We start from the raw sequence: 19,992 nt of genomic DNA, 5'->3' as shown, positions 1-19,992 counted from the left end.
GGTAAACCACCGAAGACTATCGCTATCAAAATATGCGAAAGAAATGGAATCATCCTAACCGAACCGCATTTTACCGCGTGTTCATGTTACAAGGCGCACTCTCTTTATTTTTCAGCTTACCGATCATTATTGGGATTGCGAATAGTTCATCTGATTCTGTAACTTCGATTTTAATCATAGGAGCAGCACTGTGGGCTTTCGGTTTCCTATTTGAAACTGTAGGTGATGCACAACTTGATCGATTCAAGAAGAAAGAAAACAAAGACCATCGCTTCATTCAACACGGTCTTTGGAAATATACTCGTCATCCTAATTATTTTGGTGAGTCTGCCCAGTGGTTTGCGATTGCATTGATTGCTGCGACGGTTCCATGGGGATGGATCTCATTCATCAGTCCAATCATCCTCACCTTTTTTCTTTTAAAAATTTCAGGAGTTCCTTTGTTGGAGAAGAAATTCATGGAGCACGAAGAGTATCGTGAATATGCAGCCCGCACAAACAAGTTCATTCCAGGTCCTCCAAAAAATTAACCATCAATCAAACAAACGCCGATCACTTTTCATCTGTGACCGGCGTTTTTCTTATTATCTTTTCTTCGATTTTCTATTCGGCTTCATTCCGACGATTTCAAAATCGATGACTCTATCTTCTATATTCGTGCTAACAACCCGGACGTTCACTTCATCACCTATTCGGAAAATGTTGGCTGTGCGTTCACCAATCATTGCGTGGTGCTTTTCATCATAGTGATAATAATCATCCGTAAGCTGACTGACGTGTACTAAACCTTCAATGGTATTCGGTAACTCGACGAACAAGCCGAAGTTTGTGATCGAGCTTATGATACCATCATATTCCTCACCAATTCTCTCGCTCATATATTCAGCCATCTTCAGATCATTCGTTTCTCGCTCTGCATCAACTGCATGGCGCTCCATCTCTGAAGTGTGTCTGGCGATTTCTGGTAAGTTTTCTTTCCACTTATCTGTTGTTTTTGAACTTAAATCGCCTTCAATCAAATACGTTCTAATCAATCGGTGTACGATTAAATCAGGGTAACGACGGATCGGCGAAGTAAAGTGCGTGTAGAATTTAGTCGCAAGACCGAAGTGACCTACGTTTTCTGGAGAGTACTTCGCTTGCTGCATCGAACGTAACATCAATTTAGATACGACTAAGTCCTCTTTGCTACCTCTGATTTCATCCAATGCTTTTTGTAAAGCTTTCGGGTGAATATCATCTGGTGTACCTTTAATCGTGTATCCCAAGTTGGCAACGAACTCGAAGAAGTTCTGCAGTTTGCCAGCGTCTGGCTCTTCGTGGATACGATGAATGAATGGTACATCCATCCAATGGAAATGCTCTGAAACTGTTTCGTTTGCAGCTAGCATGAATTCCTCGATCAATTTCTCGGCAACACCGCGTTCACGTAATACTACATCTGTTGGCTTTCCAGCTTCGTCAACTTCAATTCCAGCCTCTTTGAAATCGAAATCGATTGCACCTCTATGCATACGTTTATTTCTAAGAACTTGAGCAAGTTCCTCCATATGCTTGAACATCGGAACTAACGAACCATAACGTTCAATTGTATCAGTGTCACCATCATTCAAGATTTCATTGACTGCGGAGTAGGTCATCCGTTCAGTTGTTTTAATTACTGCCTGGAATATTTCATGATGTACGACATCACCTGATGAATCGATTTCCATCTCACAACCAAGTGTCAGACGGTCAACTTGTGGATTCAATGAACAAATTCCATTGGATAATCGGTGCGGAATCATAGGCACAACACGGTCTGTGAGGTATGTGCTTGTCCCACGCTCGAAGGCTTCCTTATCAATCGGAGATCCTTCCGTCACATAGTAACTGACGTCTGCTATATAGACACCTAATAGATAATTCCCGTTTTCTAATTTTTCCACACGGACGGCATCATCTAAATCCTTCGCATCCGCGCCATCAATTGTAACAATACGTTCATCACGCAAATCACGACGATTTTTTATTTCATCTTCTGAAATCTGTTCAGGTACTTCGTTCGCGTGATTCAGGGTTTCCTCGTCAAATTTCGCCTTGATGCCATGCTTATGAATAATCGTTAAAATATCAATTCCAGGATCGTTAATGTGACCAAGAATCTCAACAACTTCACCTTCAGCACTTTTTCTTTCTTTCGGGTACTCGGTAATTTTCACAATTACTTTGTGTCCTTCAGCAGCACCATTCGCTTGACTTTTCTTAATGAAAATATCACTCGGGAACCTTTTGTCATCAACTAACACAAAACCGAATGAGCCATTGTCTTGATAAGTACCAACAATCGGCTGATCATTTCTTTCAACGATTCTTACGACAGTTCCTTCAGGACGATTGCCGTCTTTAGAGTCTGCTTCTACACGAACTAAAACGATATCGCCATTCATCGCTGACATCAAATCGGATTGATGAATATATATATCATCTCGATCTTCGTCATCAGGAATCAAGAATGCGAACCCTTTAGCGTGCATCTGCACTCGACCTTTGATCAGATTCATTTTTTCTGGTAAACCATAGCGGTCCTTTCTTGTTAGTACAAGCTTTCCTTCTTGCTCTAATTCATTTAATGCTTTCATTAAATTTTGTAATTCTTCACTTTCTTTAAAATCTAAGGTTTCTTGTAATTCTTCGACGCCATGTGGTTTATTCGCCTCATGTTCAAAGAATTGCATCAACCTCTTTTTCATATCAATCATTGTTTCACCTCATTTTCTATTCATTTAATCTGACCAATCCAATGATTCTAAAAATTGGTAGACGTCTTCGTGGACTTGTTCTTTATAGTCGCTCAATGTGATTACGTGTGGAGCTCCTTCATACCATTTCAGATCTTTCTCATCAGCTTCCACATTTTCATAAATATAATTGGCACTTTCCTTGTTGATCATTTGATCCTCTTCAGCTTGAAGAACCAGCGTTGGAGCATAGATTTCATCCACGCTATCATGGACACTTTCAATCAGTTTGCTCAATGTTTTAAACGTTTCTGATGACTCGTCCATCAATTCATCCAATTCTGCTTCAATCTGATCAGCATCTTTTTTCTCTAGTTGTTTATATTCTTTCGCAAAACTGCGAAAACCTTGCGATAAATCTTCCACATTATCAAAAAACATTGGTGAACAGATCGGAATGACTGCTTTTACAGGTTTTTCATTCGCCAATTTCAATGCGAGTACACCACCTAATGAAAGCCCTGCAACAGCAATTTCCTCATAACCTTTTTCTTTCAAATGATTGTATGCTTCTAAAGCATCGTTCCACCAATCATCTGCATTCGTTTTCACCAACTCTTCAGGGGGCACTCCATGTCCTTTATAAATCGGTGCATGGCTTGTGTATCCTTTTTTTTCTAAGAAACGACCGAGCATCCGTACATCGGCCGAATGTCCAGTAAAGCCATGCAATAAAAGTACTGCACGTTTACCTGCTTCGAAAGTAAATGGTTTAGGTTGTTTAATCTGCATCTGATATTTCTTCCTTTCTGATTCAATCGCCTATCTTTAACTTTCCCGCAATTGTTTTTTGTTAACCTTATTTGAACATAAAAAAACAGTAAGCTCTACACTTACTGTTCATCAATCAATCATCCGCTATTGAATAAAATAACCTAATACAAACGTAATGACCATAAAAGACACACCGAAAACGATTGTTAAGCGATGCAAAACACCATCGATTCCACGAGCCTTTTGTTTACCAAATAAATGCTCGGCACCACCAGAAATCGCTCCTGATAAGCCTGCGCTTTTACCTGATTGTAGTAATACAACAACGATCAAACCGATCGTTACGATAAACAGTAATGTGACTAAAAATGCATACATGACTTGATTGACCTCCTATTGTTACGCACAAATCCATAACAATAATGTAGCATAGAAGACTATGGATATGCAAGTCCATTTTCAGATAAAACCGCATGCGGTTTTTTTTAAAACGCATCACTTTGTAAAGAATACTTTATGGGTGAAATCTGAGTTATGGTGGATTGAAATGAAGTTATGGTTGATTAGATTGCAGTTGTGGTTGATTAAACTGACGACATGGAGGATTAGATCGCTGACATGGAGGGTTCAACCCCCAACGTGGAGGATTTGATTGGTGACGTGACGGGTTCCACCCCAAACGTGGAGGATTCAAGTCCCAACGTGGAGGATTAAAACTTTCCCCTTCCATCTAATAGAAAAAAGGATGGGCGCATGGCCCATCCTTTAAAAATTCTTTTAACTTGGTTGAGGTGCACTTTCTTCCTCAGAATCAGAATCTGGTTCAGCTTCTTCCGTCTCTGATACCCAAAGAGCACAAGCAGCATCACCTGTGATATTCACTGCTGTTCTAGTCATATCAAGTAAACGGTCTACACCCAAGATCAGACCTATTGCTTCAACTGGAAGACCTACTTGATTCAAAACCATTGCCAACATCACAAGTCCGACACCAGGTACAGCAGCCGTTCCAATCGATGCTAGTACTGCAACAATCACAACAGTCAAGATTTGCGTCATGGATAAATCTTGAGCATACACTTGAGCGATGAAAACAGTTGCTACACCTTGCATGATCGCGGTTCCGTCCATATTGATTGTTGCACCTAATGGTTGAACAAACCCGCTTACCGATTTCCGCACACCCAACCGCTTTTGCGCAGTACTCATGGACACAGGTAAAGTCGCCCCACTACTAGCTGTACCAAACGCCACACTAATTGCGGGAAGGAAATTCTTAAAGAACCAGATCGGATTCTTTTTAGCTAAGAATTTCACGACTGCACTATACGTAATACCCGCATGAATCAATAATGCCGCAAGTACCACTAAGAAATAAGCCAGCATGGACGAAATAGCATCGAATCCTGTTCCTCCCACTGCGGAGGCGATTAGTCCGAATGCCCCGAATGGAGCTGTATACATAATGATCATGATTAAAAACATTACAAGTTCGAAACCTTGTTCAAATAATTTGTGTACTTTGTCAGTCTTCTTGCCCAATAATGCCAATCCGAAACCAATGAAGATCGAGAACATAATTACTTGAAGCATCTCACCTTCAACCATCGCTTGGATCGGATTAGTCGGGATAATATTGATTAATGTATCGATAATTGGCGGTGCTTCTGTCGCCTCAAAGTTAGCCGCTTCTTCATCTAAGAGTCCTTGTTCACCAGGTTGGACGATGAATGCTAGTGACATCGCAATGATAATCGCAATCGTCGTGGAAATTAAGAAGAAACCAATCGTTTTTCCACCGATCCTCCCTAACTTCTTAGGATCACCTAACCCGGCTGTCCCCAAAATAATCGAAATAACAACAATCGGTATAACCATCATTTGAATCAAGCGCAAGAAAATTTGGCCTAAAGGGGTTAAAAGATAAGTGTCGACAGGATTAAATACATTCGAACCCATCAAGTTCAGGCCAATACCAACCACAATACCTAAAATAAGTGCAATAATAATCGGCTTGGTCAAATTCATGCGTTCTTGCATATTTCTTCTCCTCCTTCTTATTTTAATCTCTAAATTATATGAACAACTTTTCAAATATATTTCTTTGAAAAAATAACTACTTTGTATTGCAAGGTAGTAGAAGTTGTGATTTACTATTATGTATAACAAGGTAGGTGATCGAACTGAAACTTAGAAGCCAGATGCTTAAAGGGATTTTGGAAGGTTGTATCCTAGCGATAATTGAAAAACAGCCAGTTTACGGCTATGAACTCTCATTAAAATTACAAGATAATGGGCTCGAGGATGTAAGTGAGGGATCCATCTATCCAATACTTTTACGATTACAAAAAGAAAAGTTGATATATGGGGAGAACCAGAAGTCACCAAGTGGACCGAATCGCAAATATTATTTTTTAACAAAAGAAGGGGAAAAAGCATTGAGCGACTTTCACAATAATTGGGAGCAAATAAAAACCCCAGTCGATCAAATCTTAAAGAAAAGTGGCGAGAACGAATGAATGCGAAAGAATTGATTGAACAAAACAATACGAAGCGCGAACAACTAAATAAAGAGAACCTGGAGTACTATGAAAATATGCTTGTCTATATACGACTTCAGGGGAACAAATCAGAACTTGCAACTGAAGAGATTTTAGATGAATTGCTTAACCATTTGCTTGACGCGCAGGCTGAGGGAAAAACGGCATACGAAGTATTCGGGGACGCTCCGAAATCTTATGCAGATGAATTGATCGGTGAGATTCAGCCGATGTTCACGAAGGAAAGATTCGAACTATTTTCAATGGGTATCTTCATGTTTGCAGGTTGGGCACTATTGGCTGCCGGCATACTGAATCCCTTATTGAACTGGCTACTAGGTTTCGGATCAGTAACGTCAACGATTTCTATTGGGTATGCTACAATCGTCAGTTTACTGTCCGTACTTTTAGCTCTAGCAGTATGCTTTGCATTTTTATGGTATATGAGATGGTCTGCGTTTAAAAAATTCAACAAAATTTTAGAATTTTTCATTCTTTGGATCACCTTCATGTTGATGACAGGCGGATTTATGGCTGTTATCTATTTTACGCCATCGTTCGGTCCGTCATTTACGATCCCTACTTATTACCTAGCAATCTTAGGAGCGATACTCATCATACCAGCCACTTATCTAACGAAAAAAAGCAGATGACTAGCAATCGCAACAACAGGAGTATTCCATTAAGAAAAGCCCTCTTAACGCTATTCTCTAACTCAGCTCAATTAACTCAGTAAAAAAAGGGATGACATCAAGTCATCCCTTTCGTATTAAGAAACCTATTTCAAATTATAAAAAGCTGATTCGCCTGCATAAACAGCAGCTGTATATAGCTCATCTTCAATGCGTAACAGCTGATTGTATTTAGCTACACGATCTGTACGAGATGGTGCACCAGTTTTGATTTGACCGGCATTGGTTGCAACAGCAATATCTGCGATGGTTGCATCTTCTGTTTCACCTGAGCGGTGTGAAATGACAGCTGTATAACCAGCACGCTTAGCCATTTCAATCGCTTCGAATGTCTCAGTCAATGTTCCGATCTGGTTCACTTTAACTAGGATCGAGTTACCGATTCCTTTTTCGATTCCTTCAGATAACTTCTTCGTGTTCGTTACGAATAGGTCATCCCCTACTAATTGGACACGATCACCGATACGGTCCGTCAACAATTTGAAACCGTCCCAATCGTTTTCGTCCAAGCCATCCTCAATTGAAATGATCGGATACTTATTAACCATCTCCTCATACCAATCAACCATTTCTTCAGCTGTACGAGTAACGCCTTCACCTTTGAGCTCATATTTTCCGTCAGAATAAATTTCTGAAGCAGCTACGTCCATTGCAAGCTTGATATCAGTACCGATTTTATAACCAGCAGCTTCCACCGCTTCAACGATCGTTTCAAGCGCTTCCTCATTCGACTTCAAGTTCGGTGCGAATCCGCCTTCATCACCAACAGCCGTGTTGTAACCTTTATCTTTCAACACTTTTTTAAGTGCATGGAAGATTTCTGCACCTTGGCGTAAAGCCTCTTTGAACGTCGGTGCACTTACTGGCATGATCATGAATTCCTGGATATCCACGTTGTTATCCGCATGTTCTCCACCGTTTAGAATGTTCATCATCGGCGTTGGCAACGTCGTCGAGTGGAAGCCGCCTAAATACTGATACAAAGGAATTTCTAAGAAGTCCGCTGCAGCATGAGCACTTGCCATCGACACACCAAGAATCGCATTAGCCCCGATGTTCCCTTTATTTTCTGAACCATCAAGCTCGATCAAATGCTGGTCAATCAATACTTGATCGCGAATGTCGAGTCCGACCATTTCAGGTGCAACAACTTCATTCACGTTCTTGACCGCCTTTTCAACACCTTTACCAAGATAGCGACCTTTATCGCCATCACGCATCTCTACTGCTTCATACTCACCTGTTGAAGCACCACTAGGCACGATTGCCGAACCGAAAGCTCCAGATTCCGTGAACACTTCAACTTCTACTGTCGGGTTCCCGCGAGAATCCAATACTTCTCTAGCATATACATCCGTAATATAAGGCATATTCAACACTCCTATTTTTTAAGAAAGACTAATTTTTCATATTTAAACATTATCAAACGTAAACCTTACTTTGAAAAAATTTTACTTCTCAGACTCAATCAAGGACTTACCCGTCATAGCCTCTGGCTGATCCAGTTTTAATAACTCCAAGACGGTTGGTGAGAGGTCACCTAAGATACCTCCACCGCGAAGGGTTACATTTTCCTTCGTCACGATAACAGGCACTGGATTTGTCGTATGTGCCGTCATCGGACTACCATCATCATTATATACTTGATCGGCGTTTCCATGATCAGCTGTAATCACAGCATAACCATCCATTTCAAGAACCTGATCGACGACTTTTCCTAGACATTCGTCGACCGCTTCTATCGCTTTGATCGTAGGATCCAATTTCCCGGAATGTCCAACCATATCTGGATTAGCGAAATTCAATACAATCAAGTTGGGTGTATCATTTTCGAGCTCATTTAACAACGCATCTGTCACTTCATATGCGCTCATTTCAGGCTTCAAGTCATACGTCGCTACTTTCGGCGAATCGATTAGCACTCTTTTTTCACCATCGAACTCTTGATTATTTCCACCACTCATGAAATAAGTGACATGTGGGTATTTCTCGGTTTCAGCGATGCGAAGCTGTTTCAAACCATTTTTCGAAACGACCTCACCGATCGTATCTTCCGGTAAATTCGGTGGAAAAGCAACACCAACATCAAAATCGTCGCGATATTGTGTCATCGTCACCATGAATAAGTTTTCTAGTTTTTCATACGTACCTTCGAACTCATCCACTAAATGGTTCTTAAAGACATCGGTCAGTTGAACTGCACGGTCCGGCCGGAAGTTAGCATAAATGATTGCATCCCCGTTTTCGACCATAGCGACTGGTTGATCTTGTTCATCCACCATCACAATCGGTTCTACGAATTCATCTACAATGTCCTCAGCATATGAAGCTTCGACAGCTTCAATCGGGTCTGTTGTTTCCTTGCCATCTCCTAAACGAATCGCTCGATAAGCTTTTTCTACACGATCCCAACGCTTATCACGGTCCATCGCATAGTAGCGACCAGACACAGTCGCTATTTTTCCTATTTCTAACTCGTCCATCTTTTCCTGAAGTTGTTTCAAATAAGTCGTCGCGGTTTTAGGACCAACGTCACGACCATCAAGAAAAGCATGAACAAATACATCTTCTACTTCTTGCTTCTTAGCCATTTCCAGTAGTGCATATACATGCTCGATATGACTGTGGACGCCGCCATCAGAAAGCAGCCCGAAAATGTGAAGAGCACCATTCTGGTCATTCACATGACTAGCTGCATTCAAAAAAGCATCATTTTGCATATATTCTTCATCTTTGATTGATAAATTAATACGGGTAAGGTTCTGATAGACGACTCTTCCTGCACCAATATTCAAATGACCAACCTCGGAGTTCCCCATTTGACCTTCAGGGAGACCTACAGCTTCGCCACACGCAGTGATTTCAGTAGTAGGGTACTTATTCCAATAACGATCGAAATTAGGTGTATTCGCTTGTTTCACTGCGTTACCGAATTCTTCATCACGAAGTGCATATCCATCTAAGATGATTAGAGCTGCTAATGAATTAGCTGACATTGGCACCAGCCTCCACTAATTTCAAGAACGATTCTTCTTTTAAGCTTGCACCTCCGACTAACGCTCCGTCGATATCAGACATGCTCAATAGCTCTTCGATCGTCTCTGGCTTCACACTTCCACCGTACTGAATACGAACAGCTTCAGCCGCTTCTTTTGAGAAAGTTTTCTCTATTACTTTTCTGATGTGCGTACATACTTCATTTGCTTGTTCGCTAGAAGCAGTCTTACCCGTGCCAATAGCCCAGATTGGTTCGTAAGCAAGCACAACATCTTTCACTTGTTCTTCACTTAGGCCTTCCAACCCTTTGACTACTTGAGATTCCACAAAATCCATCGTTTCATTATTTTCGCGCTGCTCTAATGATTCACCTACACACACGATTGGTGTGATTCCGTGTTCGAAAGCTGCATGCGTTTTCTGGTTGACTGTTTCATCTGTTTCATTAAAATATTGGCGTCTCTCAGAATGTCCAATGATCACGTGAGAAATTAAAAGGTCAGAAAGCATCGCTGGACTCACTTCACCAGTAAAAGCACCACTTTCTTCATGGTGCATATTCTGTGCTCCGATGCTTACTGGAAAGTCTCTAGCAGCTTCTGATAAGAATGGTAAATGGATAAAAGGAGCACAAACCACTGTTTCCACTCTACCTTCTTCAGGCACTTTTTCACGGATATCCATTAAAAAGCGAGCACCTTCAGCAGCTAATTTATTCATTTTCCAGTTTCCTGCGATAATAGGTTTTCTCATTACTCCGTCACCTCTTCTTCCTCAGAATCATTTAATACTGAAACTCCTGGTAATACTTTACCTTCCATAAATTCCAGTGACGCTCCGCCACCGGTTGATATATGATCCATCTCTTCAGCATATTGGAATTTCTCGACTGCAGAAGCGGAATCTCCACCACCAATAACTGTATAACCACTAGCAGCTGCTAATGCTTTTGCAACACCGCGAGTTCCATTGGCAAATTGATCATATTCGAATACACCCATTGGCCCGTTCCACATGATTAACTCAGAGTCTTCAATGATCTTGCTGAAATGTTTCACTGTTTCAGGCCCAATATCAAGCCCTTCCCAGCCTTCTGGGATTTCTTCGATACTTACTATTTTTGTATTGGCGTCTTTTGAAAATTCACTTGCAACGACCACATCTACCGGTAGATGAATCGAAACGCCTTTCTCTTTTGCTTTTTCAATAAAACTATTTGCTTGCTCTATTTTGTCTTCTTCTAATAATGAATTTCCTACCTCATGACCAAGGGCTTTAATAAATGTGTAAGAAAGTCCTCCGCCAATCAATAAATGATCCACTTTGTCTAAAAGATGATCGATGACACCGATCTTATCTTTCACTTTCGCTCCACCGATGATTGCAGTGAAAGGACGTTGTGGATCCTCTAAAGCTTGTCCTAACACTTCGATTTCTTTTTCCATCAAGAATCCTGAAACGGCAGGTAAATGCTTTGCTACACCTTCTGTTGAAGCATGTGCACGATGAGCCGTTCCAAACGCGTCATTTACATATAGATCAGCTAAGCCTGCTAATTGTTTTGATAACTCTTCATCATTGGATTTTTCACCCGGGTGAAAGCGCATATTTTCTAAAAGTAAAACATCGCCTTCTCCTAAATTTTTCGCTGCATTTTCAACGTCTTCGCTGAAAACATCATCTGTTTTATAAACTGGTTTTTGAATGAGGTTGCTCAAATATTGTGCTACGGGATCTAAACGGAGTTCTTCGTCCACTTTTCCATCTGGTCGACCAAGGTGCGTCGCCAATATGACCTTCGCCTTCTTTTCAATCATGTACATGATTGTCGGTAAAGCAGCTTGAATCCGTGTATCATCTGAAATTTCACCTTTAGAAATAGGTACATTGAAATCAACACGACAAAATACTGTTTTCCCTTTCAAATCCACATCTCTTACATTCATTTTTTTCATAATGATCATCCCTCCATCACAATAAGTATGTACACAACAAGGAGGAACATGTTGATGCTCCTCCTTTTCAGTCTATCATTTTTTATAAAATTTTTCTTTGTTTAAAGTGATGGACTTTTATAGTCCTTTGCTTGCTACGTATTCAGCAAGGTCTACACAACGGTGAGAATAACCAGATTCGTTGTCATACCATGATACGACCTTCACCATGTTGTCTTCGATAACTAGAGTTGATTGTCCATCTACGATTGAAGATAGAGGGTTTCCGTTATAGTCACGAGATACTAATTCTAAATCTGTATAACCTAGAACACCTTTCAAGTCACCTTCTGAAGCTTCTTTGAATGCTTTGTTTACATCTTCAGCAGATACGTTTTGATCCAATTCAACAACCAAGTCTACTAATGATACGTTAGGTGTCGGAACACGCATAGCCATACCTGTCAATTTACCTTTAACTTCTGGTAGAACTTTTGCAACTGCTTCAGCTGCACCAGTCGTTGTCGGAATAATATTTTCTGCTGCTGCACGAGCACGGCGGTAATCTTTATGAGGCAAGTCCAAGATTTGTTGATCGTTCGTGTATGAGTGTACAGTCGTCATCATACCGCGCTTCAATCCGAATTTGTCACTAAGAACTTTAGCAACAGGAGCTAGACAGTTAGTTGTACATGACGCATTGGAAATGACATGATGACTGTCTTTGTCATACTTATCTTCGTTAACGCCCATAACTAGGCTGACATCTTCCTCTTTACCTGGAGCTGAGATGATGACTTTCTTCGCACCAGCTTCCAAGTGTTTCTTCGCATCGTCACGGTGCGTGAAACGACCAGTAGATTCAATTACAACTTCAACGCCGTCATTATTCCATGCCAATTGTGCTGGATCACGTTCAGATTTAACTTTGATTTCTTTGCCATCTACAACAATATTATCGCCTTCAGCACTTACTTCCACATTCAGTTCTCCGTGGACTGTATCGTACTTCAATAAATGTGCAAGCATTTCTGCATCTGTTAAATCATTTATTGCAACTACTTCCACGTTGTCATTGTCCATTGCTGCGCGAAATACTCGACGACCAATTCTTCCAAAACCGTTGATTCCTAATTTTACTGTCATAAAAAATTCCTCCTAAAGGTTATTTGTTTTATCTGAAAGCATTTTTTGGGCAAGTGCTTCATCTATAACTAATACATCGCTTTTTCCCCATTTGAAATAGGCGGATATTGCCTTACTTTTCGATGATCCTCCTGCAACCGTTACTACATGTTCGATATTGGACAACCGCTCTTTAGACATTCCCACTGAGTGGACTCTTTGAACAGTTTTCCCGTTTTCATCGAAGTAATAACCAAATGCTTCACCAATTGCTTGTTGATGTTGGATTTTTTTCAGTTCTTCGGCGTTTGAATTTCTTCTCTTCGCCATTGTCAAAGCATCCCCAACACCATGAATCGTTAAGCTCGATTGCTCAATTTTACTCATTACTTCTTTGACAGAAGGTTCTTCTAAAACTTTTGAATGCAAATCCCAGTCAATAGCATCAGGGACATATAACAAACGGTACTCGCCATCCATTTGTCCAGCCATCTTTACACATATCGAGCTCGCTTGGTACTCATACATGGTACCGAGTCCTCCTCTGGCTGGGACGAATAATGGTCTGACGCCCGACTTAGGTTTCAAATAGTCAGCTACTGCAGCTACTGTCGAACCACCTGTAACAGTAATGATCATCTGATCTTTTAATCGGCTCATAACTGCCTCAGCAGCGATTTTTCCTAAATCAGATTTTACACTTTCATCTTCATCCGCATTACCACGAACGATGTGTACTTCTTTAACAGGTAATTGCTTTGCTAACTCTTTTTCCAGATGCTCTAAATCAGTCAATTCACGCACTGCAGAACCATACATCTCGATTAATTCTTGCCCTTCTTGTGAGACATACATTCCTTTTCCTGTAACTAAAATCAAACCATTCTTTTGGAAAAATTCAATCTCACTGCGAATTTGACGTTCCGTCTTACCGACTTCGATCGCCAATGACCTACGACCAACAGGTTGAAGACTATAAATCTTTTTCAAAATCTCATAACGTTTTTCAATAATCTCAAGTAAATCAGGTACTAATTTCTGTTGGAACTGAAATAGTTTCTGCAATCGCCGAATCACCTACTTTTGAGAAAAACTTGGCTTCTCGCCAAGTCCTAATGGCGAAAGCCTTTGTTTTTCACATACTTTAACCCTTTAATAAAGTTAATATTTCTTAAAGTACAAAGAAACTAGAAGGTAGTCCTTCACTAATTGGCGGAAAAGTGGGACCGATTAAACCTCATTGGTCGTTTGAAGTCCTTGCGATAGACAAAAAACGTCCCACGCATTCCAAAAAAATTTCTTCTTTCTATATGATAGCAAAAAGAAGCGTATTTAACAATTAACGCTTCTTTAATGCAGCCGTTTAGTAATGAAATCTTCCATTGTTACAATATCCATGTCTTCCGCAGTCAACTCATCTTGATCAATGCGAACGACAGGAATCGATAAATGATACTCATCAAGTAATCTTTCATTTTGATATATATTCTGTTCGATTATATTGAAATGATACACTTTTTGTAGCATTTGCAGTAACTCTTTCGACTCGTCGCACAATTTACATTTCGCCTTGGTGTAAAAATACACAGTTAATCTATCTGTCATCGTTAATCCCCTTTACGATTAGAAGTATACCACTTTCTCATGATGACCTCATTCCCTGAAGAGGAAAAATGCAAACTATCCATCATTTGGTGCATTATGATTAATCCTCTTCCGTGATCCAATTGGTCTTCAAGAGGAGCATTCACTCTTTTCATTGCTTTTTCCTTCACTTGCTTATGAGAAAATCCTTCTCCTTCATCCCTTACCCGAATAATCATCGAATGATGCAAAAATAAGAGGGTAATTTGAATCATTTTATCAGTATTTCTTTTATTACCGTGAATGAACGCATTTGTATATGCTTCATAAATAGCTAGGTCAACCAACATTTGGTCTTCATAGAAGTATTGAACAAGCTTTGGATTCAAATCTTTTCTTACGATCTTGAAATCTGGCAGGTCCTGCAACATGTACATGCGTTTTTTTAACATTTAAGTATATACCTCATTAGTAAGTATTTTAGTTAGTCTTAAAAATTGTACCCAATGTGCTGATAATTAAAACTATTCAACATAGCCTATTTTAGTACATTTAAGATAGTTCTTTTTTCTTACCTTTGAAGTATATCAGTCATTGAATGATTTTGCATGAATAATCACCACTATTATTAATTCGATTTACTCAGATAATCAACCTTTTATATGATTCAGCTACAAATACTATCATATTAAGCGGCATTTTTTCATTATTCTAATGCAACCCCTCTGTATATTGATGTTCTTCATGTGGTTGCGATCACTTAGCAAACATAGTTGTAATGCTTTCTATCTTTAAGTCACTAAATGTTCAAACTGTTAACGTTTGACCCTCTCTTAAAATTGTATAATATGTAACTAGTCATTTTATTGTTCATTACTCTGTTTACAATAAAACAAACATTTCATTTTGGTAGCTTATATTATTAAACAAAAGTTTTAACTGAATAAAGGTGATTCACATAATACTTAAAGAGCTTTTATCTAATTTCGCAATTTTGATTTCAGCAATATTTTTATATACTCAATCAACCTCTTCTACACCCTTGACCCTTACTTCACCATTGAGAAGTAAATTTATAGTGGGTATGCTTGGAGGTATTTTAAGCAACATTCTCATGCTATATAGTATTGAAATTAACCAGACGTTCATCGACTTACGCCATATCCCCGTTATTATGGTAACTTATTATGGTGGCGCCATCCCAGCAATTATCACGATGACTTGCATTATTTTGGGGCGTTTTTTAATAGGGTTTACTATGTCTGCTTTTTTTGCTTTTGCTTTAATCATACTTATTACTGCTGCAACACTGTTAATCATAAGACTTTCTTTATCTAAGAAGAAAAAGATCTTTCTATCAATAACAGCTTCCAATATTATATTTGCAGCTTTTATTTCTTACCTATTACCCAATTTTGATCGATTGTTCGTTTTGATTGTCTCTTACTGGATCATTTCATACTTTGCTGGTTTTGTTTCATTCTACACGGTCGAGTTTGTCCGGAGAAGCCACAGGCTTTTGTATAAATACAAATCTGAGGCAGCTACTGATGGATTAACAGGACTTCATAACGTCCGGAGGTTTGATGAAACGTTTAACGTTATTAGTACTCAAGCAGAGGAAAAAGGTGAGAGCCTCTCCCTATTATATATTGATATCGATCATTTCAAGAAAGTGAACGATACTTATGGACATAAAGAGGGCGACCAAGTACTTATCAATTTGAGTAAAATCTTAAAAAATACTGTTCGACCATATGATATCGTTAGTCGAAATGGTGGAGAAGAATTCACAATCATTCTCTTAGATTGTCCCTTAAAAAGAGCCTCAGATTTAAGCGAAAAAATTCGATCAGCAGTCAAAAATTATTCATTTGAATTGACTACAGGTCAAGCCATTTCAATCACAGTTTCTATAGGGGTAGCCAGCTACAACGAAACAACCGAAAGACCCTCAATGCTTATAGAAGAGGCAGATCAAGCGTTATATAGAGCAAAACAAACGGGTAGAAACAAAGTTTCCTTCTCATCTAAAGAAAGTGAAGAGTACATTAAAGTATAACTTCTCTAAACGGACATGCCCCCTTCGCAAACAATGTTATTTATAAGAAAGGCTCTGTTAAAGCTCATTGTTGTATTTATCATTGATATAGAAAAAACGCGAGACTCCTGCGGGTCGACTTGGTTCGGTCACGTCCTGTGACCAACGTCGACACTAACACATCTTGTCAGTCGGAAAAGCAACAGGCCACCTTCAAATCGTGGGGGTAAAAATTGATGCTTTTAGATTTTATTAATCAATGTAGGGATTACTACCACAGAAACTAAAACAGTTAGTCCCAAAAAAGCTGAATATACCCCCAGCGATGTATAGTAGGCGTTCACAAATAATAGAATTGCAACAATAATATTAGGAGTTACTGCCAACCAAACCAGTGTGTTTTTGAACAAGTGTGGGGCTCTTTTTTTTATTACACCAACCATACCCCAAAACACCAAATAAATGACAGCCAAAAAAATTATGGCTAACATAATTTCCTCTAATGTTGAATTAAAATCCCATAAATAGTCATATCCCCCCGTCACAAACCAATAGGAAAATATAATGATTATTGTGTTAATGATTAATAATATGTACCCCATCGTATAACCTCCTCCGTAGACTCGAAAAATAAGAAATCTCCCCAACCCTTGATATTAAAGGGATTAGGGAGATTCTAAAGGTTTTAAAAGTGACCTTCAAACACCTATGTATGCCCTCGGAAGGAGTCGAACCTTCATTACAAGAACCGGAATCTTGCGTGTTATCCATTACACCACGAGGGCGTGTTTAAATCGCAATAGTAATTATACGTTTTCTACAAATATAATTCAAGCTCGTCTTTTCTGATTTTCACTGACATATGATAATGTTGTAGTAATTGCTACGTTTATTTGCTTTTGATGTTGGGAAAATTGTTAAAGGTGCATATAGTAAAAGGTGAACATTTTGTTTGACCTTTATTGACCAATCAAGTAAGATAAAGATGTTAAATCAAAGATAAGGAATAAGGGAGGCATATTTTTTATGAACTTAATACCTACAGTCATTGAACAGACAAACCGCGGAGAACGTGCTTACGATATTTATTCTCGCTTACTTAAAGACCGTATCATCATGCTTGGAGGCCCTGTAGACGACAATGTGGCAAATTCCATCGTTGCTCAGATGTTATTCTTAGCTGCAGATGATCCGGATAAAGACATTTCACTATACATCAATTCACCAGGTGGATCGATTACAGCTGGAATGGCTATTTACGACACTATGCAGTTCATTAAACCTAATGTATCAACTATTTGTGTTGGTATGGCTGCATCTATGGGATCTTTCCTACTTGCAGCGGGTGAACCAGGAAAACGTTACGCACTACCAAACAGTGAAGTAATGATTCACCAACCATTAGGTGGTACGCAAGGTCAAGCTAGTGACATTCAAATCCATGCGAAACGCATTGTTGAAATGCGCGAGAAATTGAATAAAATTCTTTCCGAACGCACAGGTCAACCAATGGAAATCATTGAGCGCGATACAGATCGTGACAACTTCATGACTGCTGAACAAGCGAAAGAATATGGCTTAGTTGACGATGTAATGCAAAAATAATTGAAAGCACATAAATAGACTACCGAATTGATCGGTAGTCTATTTTTTTACTTTATAGTGAAGTTGCATGAAGTCACCGAACCGTTCCGTGTAATGTAACTCCAAGTCATATGAAAAGTCCGTTGATTTGAACAGCGGGATTCCTTTTCCTAAGACCACCGGGATTATCGTAATGATCATCTCGTCAATCAACTGATTCTGCATGAACTCATCAGTCAAATCCGCGCCTCCCACCAACCACAAATTCTTTCCTTCTTGTTGCTTCAAGTTTTGAACAAAGGTAGGCATATCTTGATCCACAAAGTTCACATGCTCTTCCGTACTTCGATCGGATCGTGTAAATACATAAGCTTCTTTATCTTGGTGAGGAAATTCATCGACTAAAGTCATAAGATGATCGTACGTTTTTCTTCCCATGAAAAGGGTATCCACAGTATCGTAAAACCTTCCAAATCCATTATCACCATTACCAACACTTTCTGCTTTTTGTAACCACTCGATTCCACCATCAGGGTCAGCAATAAACCCATCCAAACTTGTAGCAATGAACAAAATGACTTTTCTGTTAGAGTCCAAGTCAAATCCCTCCCACTTATTTTGGATTAAAAAATGCGCACGGCCCTGATTAGTCCGTGCACATTAACTCACAATTATTCACTTTCAACTAAAGTAATTAAAGATTCTAGCGCCTGATCTTCATCAGGTCCTTCTGTGCTGATCGCAACTACTTCATTGGAGCCGATTGCTAAACTCATAACACCCATGATGCTTTTTGCGTTTACACGTTTCCCGTCTTTTTCTAAGAAAATATCAGAGGAATATCGATTTGCTTCTTGTACGAACTTTGCAGCAGGTCTGGCTTGCAGTCCTGTTTCTAGTTTAACCGTAATTTCCTTTTCAACCAAAACTTCTACCCCTCTCCATTCAAGTGGTTTTCTTCACAAGATTGTAAGCGTTTTTATTTGCTTCATTATACATGATTTTAACCATTTGAACAACGCCTGATGACTAGTTTTCCAAGAGTTCACCTTTTCTTAATTTCTCGGCGTACTCATCAATTTTCTTCAAACGATGGTTAATCCCTGACTTACTGATTTTCCCGTTGGTAGATAACTCACCAAGTTCCTTCAACGAAACATCTTGGTGGTCAATACGCAACTGGGCTACTTCTCTCAGTTTTTCTGGTAAGGACTCTAAACCGACCGTTTGATCGATATATTTAATGTTCTCCACTTGTCTGAATGCGGCGCCAATCGTTTTATTCAGGTTCGCTGTTTCACAGTTGACAATCCGGTTCACGGAGTTACGCATATCGCGGAGAATACGGATATCTTCAAATTTTAATAACGCTTGGTGAGCACCGATTAAAATAAGCAATTCAGTTATTTTTTCCGCTTCTTTTAAATAAGTGATATAACCCTTTTTGCGTTCATGAGTCTTCGCATTCAAGCGATATTTGTTCATCAATTCACATAGTGCTTCGTTATGCTCCTGATAAAATGTGAAAATCTCCAAATGGTAAGAGGACGTTTCAGGATTATTAACAGATCCGCCTGCTAAAAATGCACCTCTCAGATAAGACTTCCTGCAACAGTCTTTTTCTAAATACCTTTCAGAGATATTCCTCTTGAAAGTGAAAGGCTCTTCTAATATTTCTAGATCAGTTAGTAAGCTTTTAACACCCTCATACATTCTAACTATATAGATATTGTTCTTTTTCAGACGCATTTTTTTCCGCACTAACAACTCTACAGGAGAATCGTACAGCTTTTTGATCAGTGTATAAATTCTTCTAGCAATCGCTGCGTTTTCCGTCTGGACATCTAAAATATATTGCTGATTCGAAAAAGATAATGATCCGTTCATACGAATCAAAGCAGCTAATTCAGATGATTTGCAACAGTCGTCAATCTCTATGTTCGTCAATTCTTTTTTGGTCTCTGATGCGAATGACATAATCATTCTCCTTCATTCTTTAAA

At 39.3% G+C, this 19,992-nt stretch carries 20 protein-coding genes, 1 tRNA gene and 1 pseudogene; 5 read left to right on the top strand and 17 right to left on the bottom strand.

What is annotated here, in order from left to right:
* Positions 1–23 precede the first annotated feature (23 nt).
* Positions 24–530 (top strand): annotated as a pseudogene (locus CEY16_RS08975) (DUF1295 domain-containing protein); the annotation flags it as partial.
* 54 nt (positions 531–584) lie between these two features.
* Here the strand turns inward: CEY16_RS08975 and rnr are convergent.
* The 4 genes from rnr to CEY16_RS08950 all read right to left on the bottom strand — a co-directional run bounded on the left by rnr (position 585) and on the right by CEY16_RS08950 (position 5,522).
* Positions 585–2,732, bottom strand: coding sequence for a ribonuclease R (gene rnr, locus CEY16_RS08970; RefSeq protein WP_101331794.1), 2,148 nt, complete (start codon positions 2,730–2,732; stop codon positions 585–587).
* Between the two features lie 33 nt (positions 2,733–2,765).
* A complete protein-coding gene (locus CEY16_RS08965) occupies positions 2,766–3,512 on the bottom strand; it encodes an alpha/beta hydrolase (protein WP_101331646.1) in 747 nt (248 codons plus the stop codon).
* A 126-nt stretch (positions 3,513–3,638) separates the two neighbouring features.
* On the bottom strand, positions 3,639–3,872 hold the full coding sequence (gene secG / locus CEY16_RS08960) for a preprotein translocase subunit SecG (protein ID WP_101331645.1): 234 nt from the start codon (positions 3,870–3,872) through the stop codon (positions 3,639–3,641).
* A 399-nt stretch (positions 3,873–4,271) separates the two neighbouring features.
* Positions 4,272–5,522 carry a dicarboxylate/amino acid:cation symporter gene (locus tag CEY16_RS08950; RefSeq protein WP_101331793.1) on the bottom strand — a complete coding sequence of 417 codons (1,251 nt, stop codon included), beginning with the start codon at positions 5,520–5,522 and terminating at the stop codon, positions 4,272–4,274.
* Positions 5,523–5,677: 155 nt separating this feature from the next.
* Here CEY16_RS08950 and CEY16_RS08945 point away from each other — a divergent pair, with 155 nt between their 5' ends.
* Positions 5,678–6,013: a PadR family transcriptional regulator gene (locus tag CEY16_RS08945; protein WP_101331792.1), complete on the top strand. Its 336-nt coding sequence runs from the start codon at positions 5,678–5,680 to the stop codon at positions 6,011–6,013.
* Positions 6,010–6,687 carry a DUF1129 family protein gene (locus CEY16_RS08940; RefSeq protein WP_101331643.1) on the top strand — a complete coding sequence of 226 codons (678 nt, stop codon included), beginning with the start codon at positions 6,010–6,012 and terminating at the stop codon, positions 6,685–6,687. The genes CEY16_RS08945 and CEY16_RS08940 overlap by 4 nt, the downstream gene beginning before the upstream one ends.
* Before the next feature lie 125 nt (positions 6,688–6,812).
* On the opposite strand, the gene eno is transcribed toward CEY16_RS08940, so the two are convergent.
* From eno to CEY16_RS08900, 8 genes are all read right to left on the bottom strand, one after another.
* Complete coding sequence (eno, locus tag CEY16_RS08935; protein ID WP_101331642.1) at positions 6,813–8,096, bottom strand: phosphopyruvate hydratase; 1,284 nt, start codon at positions 8,094–8,096, stop codon at positions 6,813–6,815.
* An 81-nt stretch (positions 8,097–8,177) separates the two neighbouring features.
* On the bottom strand, positions 8,178–9,722 hold the full coding sequence (gpmI, locus tag CEY16_RS08930; RefSeq protein WP_101331641.1) for a 2,3-bisphosphoglycerate-independent phosphoglycerate mutase: 1,545 nt from the start codon (positions 9,720–9,722) through the stop codon (positions 8,178–8,180).
* Positions 9,712–10,476 (bottom strand): triose-phosphate isomerase, encoded by a 765-nt coding sequence (tpiA, locus tag CEY16_RS08925; protein ID WP_101331640.1) that lies wholly within the window; start codon positions 10,474–10,476, stop codon positions 9,712–9,714. Before tpiA ends, gpmI begins: the two co-directional genes overlap by 11 nt.
* Positions 10,476–11,678, bottom strand: a complete 1,203-nt coding sequence (locus CEY16_RS08920) for a phosphoglycerate kinase (RefSeq protein WP_101331639.1) — start codon at positions 11,676–11,678, stop codon at positions 10,476–10,478. Before CEY16_RS08920 ends, tpiA begins: the two co-directional genes overlap by 1 nt.
* 117 nt (positions 11,679–11,795) lie before the next feature.
* Positions 11,796–12,803 (bottom strand): type I glyceraldehyde-3-phosphate dehydrogenase, encoded by a 1,008-nt coding sequence (gap, locus tag CEY16_RS08915; RefSeq protein WP_101331638.1) that lies wholly within the window; start codon positions 12,801–12,803, stop codon positions 11,796–11,798.
* Positions 12,804–12,815: 12 nt separating this feature from the next.
* On the bottom strand, positions 12,816–13,847 hold the full coding sequence (locus tag CEY16_RS08910) for a sugar-binding transcriptional regulator (RefSeq protein ID WP_101331637.1): 1,032 nt from the start codon (positions 13,845–13,847) through the stop codon (positions 12,816–12,818).
* A 285-nt stretch (positions 13,848–14,132) separates the two neighbouring features.
* Positions 14,133–14,387: a glutaredoxin family protein gene (locus CEY16_RS08905; protein WP_101331636.1), complete on the bottom strand. Its 255-nt coding sequence runs from the start codon at positions 14,385–14,387 to the stop codon at positions 14,133–14,135.
* Positions 14,388–14,389: 2 nt separating this feature from the next.
* A complete protein-coding gene (locus tag CEY16_RS08900; RefSeq protein WP_101331635.1) occupies positions 14,390–14,818 on the bottom strand; it encodes an ATP-binding protein in 429 nt (142 codons plus the stop codon).
* 497 nt (positions 14,819–15,315) lie between these two features.
* Here CEY16_RS08900 and CEY16_RS08895 point away from each other — a divergent pair, with 497 nt between their 5' ends.
* Complete coding sequence (locus CEY16_RS08895) at positions 15,316–16,428, top strand: GGDEF domain-containing protein (protein ID WP_274379933.1); 1,113 nt, start codon at positions 15,316–15,318, stop codon at positions 16,426–16,428.
* A 221-nt stretch (positions 16,429–16,649) separates the two neighbouring features.
* Here CEY16_RS08895 and CEY16_RS08890 read toward each other — a convergent pair whose 3' ends face one another.
* Together CEY16_RS08890 and CEY16_RS08885 are read right to left on the bottom strand one after the other, a co-directional pair.
* Positions 16,650–17,009: a hypothetical protein gene (locus CEY16_RS08890; protein WP_101331634.1), complete on the bottom strand. Its 360-nt coding sequence runs from the start codon at positions 17,007–17,009 to the stop codon at positions 16,650–16,652.
* A 111-nt stretch (positions 17,010–17,120) separates the two neighbouring features.
* Positions 17,121–17,192, bottom strand: a tRNA-Arg gene (locus CEY16_RS08885).
* A gap of 241 nt (positions 17,193–17,433) precedes the next feature.
* Here CEY16_RS08885 and clpP point away from each other — a divergent pair.
* A complete protein-coding gene (clpP, locus tag CEY16_RS08880) occupies positions 17,434–18,012 on the top strand; it encodes an ATP-dependent Clp endopeptidase proteolytic subunit ClpP (RefSeq protein WP_101331633.1) in 579 nt (192 codons plus the stop codon).
* A 39-nt stretch (positions 18,013–18,051) separates the two neighbouring features.
* Here clpP and CEY16_RS08875 read toward each other — a convergent pair whose 3' ends face one another.
* The 3 genes from CEY16_RS08875 to whiA all read right to left on the bottom strand — a co-directional run bounded on the left by CEY16_RS08875 (position 18,052) and on the right by whiA (position 19,968).
* Positions 18,052–18,588 carry a dihydrofolate reductase family protein gene (locus CEY16_RS08875; RefSeq protein WP_101331632.1) on the bottom strand — a complete coding sequence of 179 codons (537 nt, stop codon included), beginning with the start codon at positions 18,586–18,588 and terminating at the stop codon, positions 18,052–18,054.
* A 74-nt stretch (positions 18,589–18,662) separates the two neighbouring features.
* Positions 18,663–18,917: an HPr family phosphocarrier protein gene (locus CEY16_RS08870; protein ID WP_101331631.1), complete on the bottom strand. Its 255-nt coding sequence runs from the start codon at positions 18,915–18,917 to the stop codon at positions 18,663–18,665.
* Positions 18,918–19,020: 103 nt separating this feature from the next.
* A complete protein-coding gene (gene whiA, locus CEY16_RS08865) occupies positions 19,021–19,968 on the bottom strand; it encodes a DNA-binding protein WhiA (RefSeq protein WP_101331630.1) in 948 nt (315 codons plus the stop codon).
* Positions 19,969–19,992 lie beyond the last annotated feature (24 nt).

This window comes from Halalkalibacillus sediminis (assembly GCF_002844535.1).
Classification (GTDB): domain Bacteria; phylum Bacillota; class Bacilli; order Bacillales; family Alkalibacillaceae; genus Halalkalibacillus_A; species Halalkalibacillus_A sediminis.
The sequence above is the reverse complement of the archived record's forward strand: the minus strand, read 5'-3'. Positions and strand labels throughout refer to the sequence as shown.